Below are 16,508 nucleotides of genomic sequence, written 5' to 3' on the forward strand. Positions count from 1 at the left end.
TGCATTTATGCAGCCATGGTAGTTTTAATTAACTTTTGAGCTTTCATATCTTCGGCTATTTACGATGCGATAACGCGTTTTATTGCGACAGCAGTAGCTTTTTCGTGTAAGCCTTTTTCTTGTAAGAAGTCATTGAAAATACTATGAAAATGCTGGTCGTTGATATTATTCATAATAATCTCCATGACAGTTCTAGTCTCTGTTTGGTTAAGGCTTAATCGGGCTTTTCACCTAATTGTTCTAAAATGATACGTTTTGAAAGTTTTAACCAAGCGAAGTCGATTTTTTAAAAAGTCGGCTTTTTTTATTGCCCATATTTCGAGGTTGCCATGTCTGGGAAAAATCTTACTTTTAAATTAATTCTGGATGGTGATAGCAAAGGCCTGGTCACTGCTGCAAAGCAATCGGAGGATGTAACGAAAAGACTTTTTGATTCAATTAAGTCTGAATCCGAAAAAATTAAACAAGCTTCAGAAGCAGCGTCAAGCCAAGTTGGGAATATTATTCCAAAGGGCACGACTGAATTAGCTGATAAATTAACTCAATCTCTAACAGCGGCAACTGGGATCATTCAGGATGCAGGGGATAATGCTAAATCCACAGCGGGTAATTTTACTGATTTTGGGAACAAGGCTGAAAAAGCTTTAGGTCAATTAAAAAGTGACTTGACTGAAGCTAAACGAAATTTAGAGGCATTCTCAAAAACAAATGCATCACCAGCCGATATTGAAGTTGCACAACGACAAGTCGATCAACTTGAAAAAGAAGTTCAGCAAGCAGACCAAGCATTTAATGATTTTCACGCTGAAGTTGGCAGGGCAAATAATAATTTAAAAGAAACTGATAGTGCTGCTCAAACCGCCCAGAAAGGTATTGCTGGTCTTAAGACTGGGTATACAGCTCTTGTTGGTGCTATGGCTGCCATTGGTGTTGGCCTGGGAATTCGTGAACTAGCTGAAACAGCAGATGCTTATACTAATCTTTCAGCACGTATCAACATTGCGACAAGTGAAGGCGGGAATTTCACTCAGGCCATGGCGGGTGTTCATCAAGTCGCATTGATGACAAATACAAGCCTTGACGCCACAGCAGGCCTATTCACGAAAGTGAATGATGTCGGCAAGCAAATGGGAATGACTCAGCAGCAAAGCTTAGATCTGGTCAAGACCATTAACATGGCCATCCAAACAGGTGGTGGATCAGCGCAAGCGAGTGAAGCCGCAATTGTGCAATTAACTCAGGCTCTGCAATCTGGCGTACTTCGTGGTGATGAGTTCAACTCGATCATGGAGCAAGCTCCGGGCATTTCAACAGCATTAGCCAAATCACTCGGTGTTACCACTGGTGAGCTGCGCAAGATGGCTGAAAATGGTGAGCTGTCAGCAGAAAAAGTAATTAAAGCACTGCAAGATCAGTCAGCAGCGATTGAGGCTGATTACGCTAAATTTCCGACAACCATTGGGAATGCATTACAGCGTATTTCTACACAATGGCAAATCTTGATCGGCACCATGGATCAGGCGAACGGCGCATCAGCAACTGTAGCGCAATGGCTTATGACACTTGCTGACAATATGGGTGTGGTTGAAACACTACTTAATGATGTTGGTACTGGTTTTGTTTGGATTGGTGATCAGCTTTCATTTATTGATGTATCTATATTTGAAAGCCTTAAATCTGCTCTAACAAGTGCTTATGATGCAATTAAGGACGTTGTATCAACTTTATTTGATTTCGGCAAAACGCTTGTTGATATTTTAGGAACATCAATTACCAATGCTTTGGCTGTCCTTTCATCATTTACAGGTGGGGCAACAGCAGCAGGTGAGCAGGTTAGTTTCCTAGAGCGAGTACTTCAAGGGTTATCTATCACGTTTGGCTTTATCGCTGACGGCGCTGCTGCAATAAAAATTGGTGTAAATCTTCTAGCAGGAGCATTCTTCGACTTAGCATCAGCTGCGAATAGTGTCTTAGCGGCAGTCACATGGGGTGATGTCAGTAAACAATTCGCTGCCAATGCCGATGTTATGAAAAACAAAGCAAAGCAGTATTATGCTGAAGCTGATAAGGATGCAATGGCATTTGAGTCGAAAGGCTTGAAGCGTATGGAGGAAGCTGCGCAAACCCAAGACGAAAAAAATGCTGAAACCCTCTCAAAAAACAAAGAGACTTTTGCTGAATTAACCAAACAAAACGAGGACTTTGCTCAAAAATCCAAGTCATTGGCAGATGAGCGTGCAGCAATTGATGTACAGATCAATCAGGCTCGCAAGGACGGCAACCAGTCCACCATTGATTCAATCCTTCAGAAATCCAATGAACTGGAAGCTCGTGAAAAAGAACATGCCACAGCCAAAGCAAAACTGGATAGCGATTTATTAGCATCAGCTCAAGCAACTGCTGAAGCTGCCATTGCCGCCAATGGCGGTGTGATGGATGGCGTGATGCAAGCCGATCTATTAACCAAGGGCTACATCGTCACCATTGATGAAGCTGGTAAGGTTTCAGTTCAGGCAGGTGAAAGCGCAGCGCAGGCAGCAGAAAATGCCAGAGTAAAAGAAGAGGCCTTAAAGCTAGCCAAGGACAATGTCAAAAAAGCTGACGAAGAATTGCTTGCCTACCAAAAACAAGCTGCAGTTGAGCGAGTTTTGTTGGATAAGCAGATCGAGGAGGCTAAAAAGACTGGTGACTTAAATGCATTAGCCTCAGCACAAGCATCAATAGATGCTATTAACGCTAAGGAAATTGAGCTTAAGAATAACCGTGATATCCGTATTGCCGAACTCAACAATGCTACAACTGGTTCTGGTCAAGTTGCTGAATCTGCGTACTCAAGAGCTTCAGCCGCGGCAAAACTATTTGGTGTCGATCTTGATGTTTCATTGAACAAAGTATCCAAATCATTTTCGAGTTCTGGGAATGAGTTAGATGAGTTTAGAAACCGACTGAGTGAAGCAGGAGTTACTGGCAAACAGGCTGGAGATGTAACATACCAGGCCTGGTTAAAGTGGCTTGAAACAGCCAAAAGTCAGGCTGAAATTGATTTCGCCAAAGCCAAATTAAAGGAGTTTGGTGACCAAGGTCAAATCTCTACATCTCAGGTAGAGCAGGGCTTAATTGCTGTTAAGTTTCAGGCTCAAGAGCTTCCAGACGATATAGATCCAGTAACAGAATCTTTTAAGCGGCTAGGAATTGAGACAAAGGAAAATCTTAAACTAGCCGCTCAGCAAGCATTGATGGATTTCATTAATGTTCGCGATAGCGGTCAAGCAACTGCTGAGGGCGTTCAAAAAGCTTATGAGAGAGCAGCTCAAGCCGCAGCGGCTTCTGGTGATGCTGGACGTATTGCAGCTGTAAATGCAATGAATGCAGGACGTAACCTTGAAGTCCAAATAGATGAGACTGGAAAAGCTTCTGTTAAATCCATGTCTGATCTTGAACAGTCAGTGCATCGAGTCAGAAATGCAACCTCTGGCGCTGAAGATGGATTCCGCAACCTTGGCCAGACTGGTCGAGACGAAGCGGATTCAGTTAAAAGCGCGTGGGAAGAAGCCGTTAGTGCTGCTTCGAGTGGTATGCATGAGACTCGAAAAGGTACCAAAGGTAAGATGGCTAAAAATGCTGAAGATATCGAAGCTGAGCTTAAAGCCATGGGATATTCGGATGCAGCTGCTAAACAGCATGCCAAAGATATCTATGAAGGCACCAAAGGCGTGAATGGCTATAAATCATCAGGCTTTGGTTTCTTTGGTGGCTTAAGCAATGTTGAACAAGTGAATGCGGAGTTAGAGCGTATGCAGCAATATGCGCCTAATAATGTGTCTACCAAGGCGAGTGGATTAGGCTCTTCATCAAAAACCATTTCCTATGAACTCAAACTAGGTAATGAAACAGTGCAACTAACAGGATCAGCTGAGAGTCAATCAAGCCTTGAGGCGATGCTTAAACAGTTGGGTACATTGAGTAAATCAACATGAAAATAAAACGCATCTCAACATCAGAAACCGTCTCAATTGAAGACGGTTTTTTTTGGTCTGATGAATTTAGCTGGAAGGCCAAAGAGCAGTCATTGGAATATGCCATGGATGGGACACCCATTATTCAAGAGGGAACTAAGCTTTCAGGTCGGCCAATCACTTTAGAGCCTGCCGACAGTGGAATGGGGTGGGCCTCATTAGGTGTAGTTCGTAAGTTGCAGGCCTGGTCAGTGCTCAATGAACAGTTTCAGATTCAATTTGAATGGGCACATGACACACGTATTTTTAACGTGGTTTTCAATCATGTTGATGGTGCGTTAGAGGCAACACCTGTGAAAGGTTTTCCACCGGTATCGCTGGATGATCCAATGAATTTAACGCTCAGATTTTGGAGTGAGTAATGCCAATTGAAACCAAAGATTTAGTGATCTATCACGCTGAACGTGACACCGATAATAGCGACGGCGGTGGGAAATATAACGGTCAAGTTGTTGTAGATGGTCTGAGTAATAACTTGTTCAATGACATCTCCGAGCTTGATCGTACTGTCGGTGATGTATCGATGCGTAAGATCTTTCCAGCTGTGACCACGAATGACACAGATTTACTTATGGGTGCCACTGTATTTGTTTCTGAGCTACCCGAAGATCCAAACGTATCAGCACTACTATTTAGCACTGAGTCCTGGACTGATGAACGCCAAGCTGCTCAAAACCGTGTTGAGAACTACTTGGCCAAAGGTGGGCAGATAGCAGGAACGCCTCTCGACACACATTGGCAAGGGATGTCATCACTCCAGGTGGTGATGTTTCCAGAAGAAACTGAAGCAAATGTTGGCGATACGATCGTACTCATTTCGGATGAGGGAAAAGCACTTCAATTTGAACAGTATGTTCGAATTACCAAAGTTGAAACACGTATATCAGTCATGGTGGTTGATCAAAAAACTGTTGAATACAAGGTAGCGACTTATCAAATCAACGATCCTTTGGAGCGCGACTTTGTTGGACTTTCAGCACGTCAGTGGTATGCCGGTAATACAATGTCCAAAACGGTTCTTCGCGATACGATCGTTGCTGATACTGGTTTGTATTATTCATCAACTCAATTGGCATCTGATGCAACCGTGGGTGAATACACGGTTAACGCTGATTCAATGTTTACCCAATTGATTCCATCTGCTCAAAGTGAAACACCGATCATTGATGTAAATGCTGCAGGTGAAAGTGCTGTGTTGGTGCCGGGCAGTGATGGTTTGATTACTGTAAATTATCCATCGCAAGTCGTGAGTGAAAGCCAGAACTTGTATATCGGTTCTGCGGTAATGCCAAGCAGTCTAGCATTTACCATGCAAGGCCAATCCATTACAGATCAAGGCGGTTTGCTCAAGAACTCTTTGGGCACACAGGTTGGTACGATCGACTATCAGCGCGGCCTGGTGAAATGGACCTCAGCCGCACCAACCGGCACCATGAGTTTAAGCATTACGTTTAAGCCGGCGGCTGCACCAAATCAGTATTACCAGAGTAGTGCCATTCCAGTCACTCAGAATAATCAAAGTACAAATTGGTCAGGTGTGTTGATTCCGATCCCTGCACCAGGTGCATTGTCTATTTCCTATATGGCACAAGGTAAGTTTTACGAGCTTAAGGATGATGGATCTGGGCAGTTAAGAGCAGCAAATAGTTCCTTTGGTTCAGGCATGATCAACTATGAAACAGGGTCATGGCTTTTAACTGCAGGTGCGTTGCCTGATGTGGATAGTGTGATTTTACTCAATTGGGGTACGCCGATTGTGACTTTTGTACGATCAAATTTGAGCGTAGATAAAGCTGCCTTTGAGTTTGATCTAGAACACTTAGGGGTTTTACCTGGTGTAACAGTGACTTGGTTGTTAGAGGGTGTTACGAAAACGGTAACTTCTAATGCTCAAGGAAAATTTACTGGTGATGCTACGGGCTCAATTAATTACGCCTTAGGCACAGGCAAGATTATTCCTAATAAACTGCCACAGAAATCGACAGCTTTTAATGTGATTTATAACTTTGGTACTTCGCTTACACAAACCAAGAATGATGTTATCCCAGACTCAAATCAAAAGCTGGTATTCACAATTGGTACAGGCTCTGCCATTCAACCTAATAGTGTTGAGCTAGAAATTCCAGTATCTAATCAAACAGGGAATATAACAGAGAGTGTTTTATTGACTGATGTACCAGTGACAAGCGTATTGGGTAATTTGGTGAATAGCCGTGGTGAAGTGCAAGGTTCAATTAACTATTCAACGGGCATATGCGAAGTCACGCCACAAACGGTTCACAAGCAGTTCATAACTAAATTTGAAGCAGCTGTTACATACGGTACTGCTTGATTTTCACTATCCCTTATTAGCATTGTGTGAACCTATTTGATTGGTTTAACGAAGATCAATACAGGCACACAGAGAGGTTGTATGTCTTTTTATAGTCCGCAAACATCTAGCATAATCGGCAGCGAAACCACATTAAAAGCCTTTAATACAGTGGATGTTAAAGTCCGGTACCGCGACACGTCAGGTTCAAATTCAGCTACACATACTTTAACGGTTGATAAGTTGAAATTAGATTTATCTTCTGGTTTTGATGAACAGATTTTAACGGGTTCAGCGCGTTTTAAAGTGGGCAATGATACATTTTTAGATCGCTCAGGCATTTTGTATCGCAATGTTGATCCTGCTAATAACTCAGGTATCCAGTCTGGTGTGATTCAGTATGGTACAGGTGTTGTCGAAATTGATAGCTGGACGCCGAATGCCGACAACTCTATTCAGCTGCAGTCATTGACCACGACAACGGATTTACCACCGGTCAATAAGATTGCTTTTTGTACACTAGTGATTCCGCTGCGAGTACAGTCACTGACTGTCGTTGTTGGAACATTGGAGCATGGTCAGCTCACTTTGACTGCTGATGAAAACGGGGTGATTGAAACATCTCGTGCTCATGGAAAGGTGAACTGGGATAATGGTTTTGTGCAGATTTATTTTCACACCAAAACTGAAGTTACAGTTGATAATCGTGCGGAGATAGAAGCTCATGATTGGTACGATCCGCTGCTTGAGTACGAAGAAGCCGGTAAGGTTTATATCAATGTGCCGGTATGGGTGGATGCTTCAAGCGTCCGCTATAACGCTATTGCCTATACCTATCTGCCGATTGATTCTGAATTACTGGGCTTGTCTGCCACGCGCTTACCGATTGATGGACGTGTACCGATTTTTCGTGTCGGTGGTATTGGTATTGTCAGCTCAACTAAGTCGCAAGAATTACCAAGTGCGATTGCTGGTACGACCTATGACTTAAATGATCAGCGCATTGCATGGTGCGAGCTTGAAGATGCAAACGGCGTTAAAGTGGGTTATGACCTGTACACCGTAGATTATGATTACGGTCGCGTGACGCTTGGTGGTGATTTTACGCTGTTGGGCTTGGTTGAGCCATTAACTGCCAAATATCGTTATCAAGATATGGGGCAGATCCGTGATGTGCAAATTAATGGCCAAGTCACTTTTACTAAGCCATTAACCCATAATTATGAAGCTGAAAGTACGATCGTTGGTTCTGCATTGGTCATTAATGACATGCAGGCGCGTTATACCCGTAAATTCGTGCAACAGGCCTGGTCAAATCAATGGTTAGATGAGCCAACGGGTACGTTAATCAGTGCGAATTACAATGATGCGTTGTATCCGATTGATGTCACAAACAAAGGTGCCATTCAAGAACGTTGGTACATTCAGTTTACTGATGGCACCAACTTTAAATGTGTGGGTGAATATACAGGGCAAATTGCAACAGGAACTATTAACACTGACTTTTCCCCAATTAACCCTGTAACAGGTTCACCTTACTTTGTGATTAAAAAAGAAGGATGGGGAGCAGGCTGGGCCAATGGCAACGTTCTTCGTTTTAATACCATTGCTTGTAATTTCCCGGTCTGGGTGATTCGTACTGTGAAGCAGTCAGAACCTGCAGTAATCTCGGATGCATTTCAAATCATGCTGCGCGGTGATATTGATCGAGTTGATTAAAAGTTTAATTCAATTATGGCCGCTTTACGCGGTCTTTTTTTATGAGGTTTTAAATGTCAGGCTTAATTAAGTGGTTTAGCTCGGATGATACTGGATCACCTGTGCTGTCAAATGCATGGGATATTGTGACGGATTTGTTAGATACATGTTTAGTAACTGGGTACAACCACCGAGCTATTGCTTCAGTTGCTATCAGCAGTGGTGTAGCTACCCTAACATTCAACACCAATCATAGTTATAAACAGTTTCAAGTCATCAATATTACAGGATCTATTTATAACGCTTTAAACAGTGAATTTAAAATCTTAGGGGTTACAACGAATACAGTTGAGTTTGAAGTTGAGCTGCCTGATTTAATTGAAACTGGAACTTTGAGTGCTTCACTTGCACCTCTAGGGTGGTCTAAGCCATTTAGTGATTTGGGTAAGGCGGTATACCAGGCTAAAAATTTTGCAGAAAATCCGTTTTATCTGCGTGTTGATGGCACTAAAGATCCTATTTATCCGGAAACATATACGCGGTTTGCCAAGGTTGGTATTTTAGAATCGTGTATTGGTATTGATGATATATTGGGTACGCAGTCACCTTTTAACCAGAGTGCGCCAGACCGCAACTGGGTGGGCCAAGGAGCTTATGGTGGATGGGCAAAATGGAAGTATGCAATTGGCGATGGCTCAATCAGTGATTCAGTCACACCCGCAGCAGGGGTTCGCCAATGGTTTTTAGTCGGTGATGACAGCACCTTTTATTTAGTCATTAGGGCATCAACTAATACTAACTTTGAAATTCCTTATGGATTCGGTGCAATACAAACGAATGGCGCTCCCAAGCCATTTCTGCTTAGCGAAATGAGCTATAACGCATGGAATAATAATATTTCAGCAACCACTCCTTTAACAACACCTGCACAGCAATGGGTTGCAAGTTTATATGATTACACAGGTACACTAGCCAATACGACCAGTTTTAAGCTGATCAGTGGTTTTGGTAACGTCTCATCTGGTGCTACTGCTAACGCTACTAAACCTGACCCAACATTTGGGTATCATTTATCACCTTTCTATATGGTTGATCCCAATAACTACATTCTTGGGGAGCTTCCATTAGTGCAATGCTGTATAAACAATGCGACATCAGAAGTGAGCGGAGCGATGTATCAGGGTGATGGGGTTAATTACATGATTAGAAGATACCGCACACAATTTAGCAGTACTGCCACACAAGGCGCATTATTTTTCAAAATCTATGAGGGTTAATCAGTGCCAGTAGTATTTCAATTAACAAGCGCATCAATGCATACATCGCGATCATTGATTACTGGAATCACTACAAAAAATGGTGTTCCTTTATCTGCTGATGTTCGTGTCTATAGCAGAACAACAGGTATTCTATTGAGTGCCGTAAAATCTGATAGTAAGGGGAAATATCGAGCATTCGGTAACCCAGATAATAACTATGTGATTGCGATAGACCCATTAAAAGAATACAACTTGGCAACACAGGACAATGTGAAATGATCCAAACCTCTTTGGAAGCCGGACTTGCTCAACTGCAAGCATTAGCAAATTACATAGATCAAGGTAGCGCAAATGCTACCTTTATTTTTTACAGCGACGAAAAGCCAGCATCATTAGCTGTTGTGGGAGATGAAGCAGCGAAACTAGTCGTTTTAACCCTCCCCAAGCCATGTTTTAAAAAGCTCAATCTAGACAATATTGAGCTTCATCAAACAGATGCAGGTACAGTAACGCAAGCAGGCATTGCCATTTGGGCTCGTCTTTTCAATGGTGAAGGAAAAGCGGTTGCTGATTTTGAGGTTGGAACTGATATTGCATTGGCAAATCCAAATCTGGTAATCGGTAGTACCTTAATGATGAACTCACTGATTTTACGACCATCAATATAAATGAGGTGGGCATGTGTCGAACTATATTCCACCAAATAGACACCAGGTAAACCTCAGCTTTAAAGAGCCTGCTACGAGCTCGACTAATCTTGATTTTGGCGCTGATGATCAGAATATTGCATCACTCAATGCGATTGTTAGTACAGTAATTGCTGTTGAATTTAGTGCTGAGAGCTATAGCAATGACGTACTTGATGCACAGATTAATACGGGCTTTTATGCGGAATTTAATGTTGTATCAGGTCAGCTCTCGCAGCTCGATGTAATTGTTCAAAATAGTTTTACTGCTGAATTTTGGGCAGTAAGGATTGATCAGTACGGTGCAATTGATACTGTAATTCAAACTAGTTTGACAGCACAATTTGAAGCGCTATTTGACATCAATCACTTGGTAGGCGTGTCATATGGCTTTAATACGCAGTATCAAAAAGCGATTGCCCGCTTAAGTGTCATGGAAATACCGTGGGCTAAGCCAATATTAAGAGTCTCAAATGAGGCTCTTTTTTATGAGCGGAGTTTAGTACTTTCTAACCAAGTGGATGTTCGGTTTGAACAAGCCGGCTCATTGAATCATGCTGTTAGATCTACGCATGAGCAAACCACTGGTTTGAATTCTGATGCTTACATGGTTTGGGAGCAAGGAGAGACTCGATTTATTCACCAACTTTACATGCATGAAGAATCGATCAAGCTACGTCACAACCGTGAATCAAGATGGCAAGAAATGATTCGCAGGCGCAAGCAATTCACTTATTCACATGAAGTCGCTGAGCAATTCGAAAAGCGCTTTTCATTCGAGTGGGATAAGGGGCTTGAGATTGTCACCAAGTCTGATTTGCCATGGGATAAAGCCAAGTCCATTCACTACAGAAAACATCCAGTCCAACCTTGGCCAAAGCCTGACCAAAAGCCTAAACGGCAGCCAGTTCATTTAAATTTTTGTTGTCCATCAAAAAAAGTGGGTCGCTTTAATATTGTGCTCAACTTTGATGAAGACAAATGTGCAAAACAATATATTCCGCAGCGGAATAATCCAAAATGGTGGTATATCGTGAATAACTTAAGTGCTGAACGCTTAGATAATGATGAGCCGATTAAAGTCATTAACGGCACCTATAACTGCAGCCGTAGTACATGGTGCTGGTCTTATTCGATTACTGTGGCGCAAACGGAAAAAGAGAAGTTACAGCCTCTAAATGATCAGCCGGTGATTTTGAAATTAATGATCAATGGCTTTGAACATCATGTTTTACTTGAGACTGAAACAGAGACAATTAAGTTTGCGAACAAGTCATACACTTATGATGGTCGAAGTGTCACAGCGTTGAATGCAGCGGATTACGCCAATAAGCGATCATTTATCCAAGACAATGAGCGAACCTCTGTACAGCTCGCGCAAGCAGAAATTGATCGAGCACAATCTGGTACTGAACTGGACTGGAAGTTGATTGATGACGTTGGTTGGATTGTACCGGTTGAGAGTCTGAGCTATGCCGAACTTGCACCAATGGACGCGATTAAACAAGTGGTCGAAGCTGGTGGCGGCTTTATCTATAGCCAAAAATCAGGTAATACGCTTTCAATCTTGCCTCGTTATAAAAAGGGCTATTGGGATGCTATGACTGTGGACGACTACGATATTCTGATTTCACAAAGTATCGTGATTCAACAAGTCATTGAACAAAACAAGGATTACATCGCCGACTTCAATGCCATTAATGTCGTGAATAGTCGAAGTGGTGACAGCCTGACTGTGAAACAGCGCAATACTGCAGGTGATGTTCCTCTTGAAGCTGTGAGTGGTCCAATGTTTGATGTCGTGTCAGGTGCAAGCTTTGGCAAGATGGAGTTAATCAAAGCCAATATTCAGGAATTTCACACTTTATCAGGTTTGCCAGTCGCTCTAGATATTGGTGAGATGTTGCCAGGTAAAACTGTGGCATTCCACGGACAGTGGTGGGGCGTTGTTGATTCTGTGAGCGGTTCATTCAGTCATGGCAAAGTGACAGAATCCATTAAAGTGGAGCGCATCCATCGTGACTAATCCTTTATTTGAACTTCGTAAACTGTTGAATCCAACTCATTCAGAATTAATTGGAACAATCACTTCTGCAAGTCATCCTGAATATCGTGTTCAAGTGGATGGGGCATCTGGACCAGTGCTTTGCACAAGCGGGACAGCCTACAACATTGGGCAACGCGTTTTCATTTCAAATCAACAAATCTTACGGCCAGCTCCATCAGGTCAACACAGTCAGATAGAAGTCTGAATCATTTAAACAATGGCACCGAAAGGTGCTTTTTTTATACCTAAAAATTAGGGGAATTAAATGGAGCCTGTCTCTACAAGTGGTTTCGCAGCTTTTTTAAAATTTTACGGTGCTGCAGTTGCAGTCACACTGGCCATCTGCTTGGTTGCAACGGTCGTCATTATGATGCGTCTACCGCGCTCACCACAAGAATGGGCTGTTGGCCTAATCTGCACCGTTGTATCGAGTCTGACCGGTGGTGCATTCATTATCGTGAAATGGGGCTTACATGAATGGGTAACTGATATATGGGGAATGATTGCCCTAGGTGGTTTCTTCTTTATCTGTGGTTTACCCGGTTGGGCTATCGTGCGTTGGACATTTAACTTCATCAATAAACAGGAAGGTAAGACCATTATTGAAGTTGTGAAAGAGCTGAAAGATGCCAGAAATGATTTTAGAAAATAACCAAACATTTTAAAAAGTAAAAAGCCAAGAACTGCAATTCTTGGCTTTTTTTATTTCCAAAACTTTAATAAAAGGATCAGAAAAATATTCATGTCAGATAATTTTAACACCAAACCCGATATCAGCATAGAGGGAAAAATGAGCGAAAAAGATACAGGAAAAGTAGCCATCATTATGGCGTGGGGTAAGTCTATTTCACTGGTGGTTGGTAGTCTTACAGGCGCAATAGTCGCCATAACAGCATTAATGAAATGGATTGTGTGATATGGCAGCATGGCGATTTATAGCAATTCTTTTCACGATCATTGTCTGTACATATATTTAGAGAATGTGAATCGGCTACTGACTGAGAGGCTGGTTTTATTACATACGCACCGAAAGGTGCTTTTTTTATGCCTAAAGGAAAGTGAAATGAGTAAAAAATTAACAACAGCACAAATTGCAACCCAAGCAAAATTGCTAAGGATTGAAACTGCAGCATTGCGGGCTGTGATAGAAGTTGAATGTAAAGGATCTGGCTTTAATGCCGACAATACCCCCGTCATTTTGTTTGAAAGGCATGTGATGCGGCAGCGCTTGATTGCCAATGGCCAATCTAAAATTGCTGATCAAATGATAATTAAGCGGCCAGATCTATGCAGTAAAAGTACAGGTGGCTACGGTCTGTATTCAGCTCAACATGGTCGCTTAAATGCTGCTGCGCAATATCATCGGGCTTCAGCACTAGAGTCGGCTAGTTGGGGGATTGGGCAGGTCATGGGCTATCACTGGAAAGCTTTAGGATATTCATCTCTACAAGCATTTATAAATGCGATGTATAAAGATGAATCAACGCAATTAGAAGCTATGTGTCGGTACATTCAAGTGAATGGCTTGGTGAATGCGCTTAAAAATAAGGACTGGAAAGCTTTTGCGCGTGGTTATAACGGTATTGCTTATGCTAAGAATAGCTATGATATTAAATTGGCGAATGCTTATAAAAATAATGATAGTACTGGAATAAAGTAAAAGGAATTTTCATTCTAGCTAAGGCTGGCTTACGAGTTGGCACTTAAGCTGGATCGTAATTTCTTTTTTGAGTTTTTCAGTTTTATAAAAACTCTAGAGGGGGATAAATGCACAAACTGACTAATTTCTTTGAGTGTGTAACCATAAAAACACCACAAAATAAAAATATCTCGCTCTCTAGGGTCGAGTAGCTGCTTTACTTCATCCATAAGCTGATTGCTATTGATTGACGATTCATAATACATCCTGGAATACAGTGTAAAATTTTCAGCATTTTCTGAAATAACTTTCTCGTGTTCATAATAATTAAAAAGTAAATTACGACCGATTGTGTACAAGAATGATTTTGGGAAATTAATTTTTTCATTACTATTATGGGGGCAATAGTACTTTAAATACACAATCAAGAACGTACTTTGAGTAATATCTTCAGCCAAATAGCGATTACGAGTCATCGCTGTTAATCTTTTTAAAAGCCATTCATGATGTTCAGAATAAAGCTGATCAAACAGAATATTTTGTTGGTTTACTTTCACTAGCTTTTCTCACCCAATATATTTATGTATTTGGTTGAAAAATTATCAATGGATCTTAAGATTTCCTCTTTATTAATTTCATTGAAATAGTTTTTATTTAAAAAATTATTAAAAAGATTCCAAGTTCTTTTTTTATTAAAGTTATCAATCAAAAGATACTTTTTAGTTGAACAATAATTAATATTCGTATTTATTTCTTTAAAATAAAACGAAGAAAAATAATCACAAAAGAAATAAACATATAACCATGCAGCTAATTCATTTTTAGTTATTTTATAAGTTTGAGGGACTACTATCTTATTTTCAATTTTAAACTTAACAATATCAGAAAGAAGAAGTTTGTTGTGAGACTTAACAGTTTCAATGAAAGAGTGAAAGTTGATTAAATCATCATTTTTTGTAATGGATTGTAGGAACATCTCATTAAACTCATATTGGATAAGTATGAAAAATTTAAAATTAGAAAAGCTTGTAAAAAATAAATTGTTAGTTAGAGTTTTTATTAGCTCTATGGCAAATGAATCAGATGATTTAAATAATAATTCAGAAATCTCAATATGTTTGAATTCTTGGTTACACACAACACTCTCCTAAAATAAATTACTCCTATATAGAATAGACACCTTAAACCGGTTAATTTTTAGTAAATTTACAAAAAAATACAATTGAAAAATCATTAAAATTAAGAACTTGTTATCTATTGAGTAAATTTTATTATTAGATGTGTTTGTAAAACCTGACTAGATTAATAAGGTTTATGGGAATTTAGGATTTATAATATAAATCACAGTATTTTAAATTATTTATAAATATAATTTATAGATAATTTCGAAAAATCAATTTTTATAGAAAAGGTTAACATGTCCTTTTATTAGCCAAATTTCATCGTTAAAACTTACTTTATTTCCCTTAAGTAAAGTAAGTTTTGTCCCATAAAAATTTGTAATATTAATAAAAAAACCCTCTTCATCATAGTTAGCCCAAGCGGCTTGTAAGTAATCTGGATCACTTTCTTTACATATAATTAATCTGTTTTGATTGATTTTTTGCAATTGAATTTCCTCTAAAAAGGCATGCGACTAAGTTTTATATGTATTAGACAGGTGTGAAGAGAATAATTTTTAAAAAGTTTTAAAAAAAATTGGTTTAGATCTGTCTATAGGAGTATGGGATTCATAAAAATAGAAGGTGCAGTCTGAATGGTAGATATAATTCAAAGTGAAAATAAAGACTTAGCTTTAACACTTAACATGTATGCAGAAGAGTACTGTAAAAAATTAAATGATTTTTTGGAAAGAGAGATTAAATCCAATTTTAACAAATCAGTAAGAACGGCTACACTGATTTCATTCTATTTAACGCACGATATCTTGAGCGTCTCTAAACGAGACATAACATATAGAAATTTATTTTCACTTATGAAAATACAAAATAAAAATATGAATTGCATTGTGGATATAGAAATATTGCAAATAAACCTCAAACCATTACTTATCAATATATTTAATATTAATAAGTTTCAGGCAATTGGTTGGATGTATATTATGCATGTAAATGAAATTATAGTGTTAAATCACTATAAGAGTCATGTTTCACAACTCCCTGATATCCGACTTAAACGCAGCATTAAACTTGGAATTCGGATTCAAAATAACGAGTTGCGATCATTCAATAGAAAACTATCGACAATTGATCTAGATGACAAACACGTGGCTCAAATTTGTTCTGGAATTGATCAGGCCAGTTATAGACTTTCTGAAATTTTTAGGAAGTACCATGACTGATATTAGAGAATACTGTTTTGATGATTTATATGGTGAATATTATTTTTGGCTGTTAAACAGATTACAAAGACTGACTCATGATAGAGAAATGAGTAAGGATTTAGTCCAACAAACATTCTTTACCGTATATTGTGTTTACTTCATAAGCAGAGAAAACTGTAATTTTGATTCACCAGAATCGATGCTGTTTAAGATAGCATCTACGTATCACGAAAACTTAGTTAAAAAAAATAACAGTATAATCAATGCACAAAAACACTTTTCTGCAGATCACTTATTTTTTAACGAAGATATTTCATTAGAGGTTTTAGACCATGTGCATCGAAATCTTACAGGAGAGATGAGGATTTATTTTGTAATGTATTTCTATTATGGATTTAGTTATGTAGAAATTTCGAAAATTACTAAAAGCTCAATGTACGTTATACGTGTAAGTATTACTAAAGCTATAAAAATTTTGCAAAAGGAGATTAAATGGGGCATTTAAGAAAGATAAGCGCATATCTAGAGA

At 39.8% G+C, this 16,508-nt stretch carries 17 protein-coding genes; 14 read left to right on the forward strand and 3 right to left on the reverse strand.

The window, feature by feature from the left end; all coding sequences use genetic code 11:
- Positions 1–329: 329 nt before the first annotated feature.
- The 12 genes from FTU80_RS02370 (at position 330) to FTU80_RS02425 (ending at position 13,677) form a co-directional block, all read left to right on the forward strand.
- On the forward strand, positions 330–3,977 hold the full coding sequence (locus FTU80_RS02370) for a tape measure protein (RefSeq protein WP_180084089.1): 3,648 nt from the start codon (positions 330–332) through the stop codon (positions 3,975–3,977).
- A complete protein-coding gene (locus FTU80_RS02375) occupies positions 3,974–4,378 on the forward strand; it encodes a hypothetical protein (RefSeq protein ID WP_180084091.1) in 405 nt (134 codons plus the stop codon). Before FTU80_RS02370 ends, FTU80_RS02375 begins: the two co-directional genes overlap by 4 nt.
- Complete coding sequence (locus FTU80_RS02380; protein ID WP_180084093.1) at positions 4,378–6,348, forward strand: hypothetical protein; 1,971 nt, start codon at positions 4,378–4,380, stop codon at positions 6,346–6,348. Before FTU80_RS02375 ends, FTU80_RS02380 begins: the two co-directional genes overlap by 1 nt.
- An 81-nt stretch (positions 6,349–6,429) precedes the next feature.
- Positions 6,430–8,046: a hypothetical protein gene (locus FTU80_RS02385; RefSeq protein WP_180084095.1), complete on the forward strand. Its 1,617-nt coding sequence runs from the start codon at positions 6,430–6,432 to the stop codon at positions 8,044–8,046.
- A 53-nt stretch (positions 8,047–8,099) separates the two neighbouring features.
- The gene (locus FTU80_RS02390) at positions 8,100–9,302 is read left to right on the forward strand and encodes a hypothetical protein (protein ID WP_180084097.1); all 1,203 of its coding nucleotides are present in this window, start codon (positions 8,100–8,102) and stop codon (positions 9,300–9,302) included.
- 36 nt (positions 9,303–9,338) lie between these two features.
- Positions 9,339–9,563: a hypothetical protein gene (locus tag FTU80_RS02395; RefSeq protein ID WP_180084099.1), complete on the forward strand. Its 225-nt coding sequence runs from the start codon at positions 9,339–9,341 to the stop codon at positions 9,561–9,563.
- Positions 9,560–9,952, forward strand: a complete 393-nt coding sequence (locus FTU80_RS02400) for a hypothetical protein (RefSeq protein WP_180084101.1) — start codon at positions 9,560–9,562, stop codon at positions 9,950–9,952. The genes FTU80_RS02395 and FTU80_RS02400 overlap by 4 nt, the downstream gene beginning before the upstream one ends.
- A 13-nt stretch (positions 9,953–9,965) precedes the next feature.
- Positions 9,966–11,996, forward strand: coding sequence for a hypothetical protein (locus FTU80_RS02405; RefSeq protein ID WP_180084103.1), 2,031 nt, complete (start codon positions 9,966–9,968; stop codon positions 11,994–11,996).
- Complete coding sequence (locus FTU80_RS02410; RefSeq protein ID WP_180084106.1) at positions 11,989–12,222, forward strand: hypothetical protein; 234 nt, start codon at positions 11,989–11,991, stop codon at positions 12,220–12,222. The genes FTU80_RS02405 and FTU80_RS02410 overlap by 8 nt, the downstream gene beginning before the upstream one ends.
- A 60-nt stretch (positions 12,223–12,282) precedes the next feature.
- Positions 12,283–12,669 (forward strand): hypothetical protein, encoded by a 387-nt coding sequence (locus FTU80_RS02415; protein ID WP_180084108.1) that lies wholly within the window; start codon positions 12,283–12,285, stop codon positions 12,667–12,669.
- A 90-nt stretch (positions 12,670–12,759) separates the two neighbouring features.
- Positions 12,760–12,933, forward strand: a complete 174-nt coding sequence (locus FTU80_RS02420; RefSeq protein WP_180083822.1) for a hypothetical protein — start codon at positions 12,760–12,762, stop codon at positions 12,931–12,933.
- 147 nt (positions 12,934–13,080) lie between these two features.
- Positions 13,081–13,677, forward strand: a complete 597-nt coding sequence (locus tag FTU80_RS02425; protein WP_180084110.1) for an N-acetylmuramidase family protein — start codon at positions 13,081–13,083, stop codon at positions 13,675–13,677.
- Positions 13,678–13,706: 29 nt separating this feature from the next.
- On the opposite strand, the gene FTU80_RS02430 is transcribed toward FTU80_RS02425, so the two are convergent.
- The 3 genes from FTU80_RS02430 to FTU80_RS02440 all read right to left on the reverse strand — a co-directional run bounded on the left by FTU80_RS02430 (position 13,707) and on the right by FTU80_RS02440 (position 15,265).
- Complete coding sequence (locus tag FTU80_RS02430; protein WP_180084111.1) at positions 13,707–14,213, reverse strand: sigma-70 family RNA polymerase sigma factor; 507 nt, start codon at positions 14,211–14,213, stop codon at positions 13,707–13,709.
- Positions 14,213–14,794: a hypothetical protein gene (locus FTU80_RS02435; RefSeq protein WP_180084113.1), complete on the reverse strand. Its 582-nt coding sequence runs from the start codon at positions 14,792–14,794 to the stop codon at positions 14,213–14,215. Before FTU80_RS02435 ends, FTU80_RS02430 begins: the two co-directional genes overlap by 1 nt.
- Positions 14,795–15,049: 255 nt before the next feature.
- Positions 15,050–15,265 (reverse strand): hypothetical protein, encoded by a 216-nt coding sequence (locus tag FTU80_RS02440; RefSeq protein WP_180084115.1) that lies wholly within the window; start codon positions 15,263–15,265, stop codon positions 15,050–15,052.
- Between the two features lie 147 nt (positions 15,266–15,412).
- Between FTU80_RS02440 and FTU80_RS02445 the strand changes: the two genes are divergently transcribed.
- Both FTU80_RS02445 and FTU80_RS02450 read left to right on the forward strand, forming a co-directional pair.
- Complete coding sequence (locus FTU80_RS02445) at positions 15,413–15,997, forward strand: hypothetical protein (protein ID WP_180084117.1); 585 nt, start codon at positions 15,413–15,415, stop codon at positions 15,995–15,997.
- Entirely contained in the window at positions 15,990–16,484 is a 495-nt protein-coding gene (locus FTU80_RS02450) for an RNA polymerase sigma factor (protein WP_180084119.1), read from the forward strand. The genes FTU80_RS02445 and FTU80_RS02450 overlap by 8 nt, the downstream gene beginning before the upstream one ends.
- Positions 16,485–16,508 lie beyond the last annotated feature (24 nt).

The organism is Acinetobacter sp. YH12145 (assembly GCF_013418335.1).
Lineage (GTDB): Bacteria > Pseudomonadota > Gammaproteobacteria > Pseudomonadales > Moraxellaceae > Acinetobacter > Acinetobacter amyesii.

What these genes read in the sequence shown, in the direction of transcription:
- FTU80_RS02370 (WP_180084089.1), top strand. Translation starts at nt 330, where the DNA reads ATGTCTGGGAAAAATCTTACTTTTAAATTAATTCTGGATGGTGATAGC.
- FTU80_RS02375 (WP_180084091.1), top strand. Translation starts at nt 3,974, where the DNA reads ATGAAAATAAAACGCATCTCAACATCAGAAACCGTCTCAATTGAAGAC.
- FTU80_RS02380 (WP_180084093.1), top strand. Translation starts at nt 4,378, where the DNA reads ATGCCAATTGAAACCAAAGATTTAGTGATCTATCACGCTGAACGTGAC.
- FTU80_RS02385 (WP_180084095.1), top strand. Translation starts at nt 6,430, where the DNA reads ATGTCTTTTTATAGTCCGCAAACATCTAGCATAATCGGCAGCGAAACC.
- FTU80_RS02390 (WP_180084097.1), top strand. Translation starts at nt 8,100, where the DNA reads ATGTCAGGCTTAATTAAGTGGTTTAGCTCGGATGATACTGGATCACCT.
- FTU80_RS02395 (WP_180084099.1), top strand. Translation starts at nt 9,339, where the DNA reads ATGCATACATCGCGATCATTGATTACTGGAATCACTACAAAAAATGGT.
- FTU80_RS02400 (WP_180084101.1), top strand. Translation starts at nt 9,560, where the DNA reads ATGATCCAAACCTCTTTGGAAGCCGGACTTGCTCAACTGCAAGCATTA.
- FTU80_RS02415 (WP_180084108.1), top strand. Translation starts at nt 12,283, where the DNA reads ATGGAGCCTGTCTCTACAAGTGGTTTCGCAGCTTTTTTAAAATTTTAC.
- FTU80_RS02420 (WP_180083822.1), top strand. Translation starts at nt 12,760, where the DNA reads ATGTCAGATAATTTTAACACCAAACCCGATATCAGCATAGAGGGAAAA.
- FTU80_RS02425 (WP_180084110.1), top strand. Translation starts at nt 13,081, where the DNA reads ATGAGTAAAAAATTAACAACAGCACAAATTGCAACCCAAGCAAAATTG.
- FTU80_RS02445 (WP_180084117.1), top strand. Translation starts at nt 15,413, where the DNA reads ATGGTAGATATAATTCAAAGTGAAAATAAAGACTTAGCTTTAACACTT.
- FTU80_RS02450 (WP_180084119.1), top strand. Translation starts at nt 15,990, where the DNA reads ATGACTGATATTAGAGAATACTGTTTTGATGATTTATATGGTGAATAT.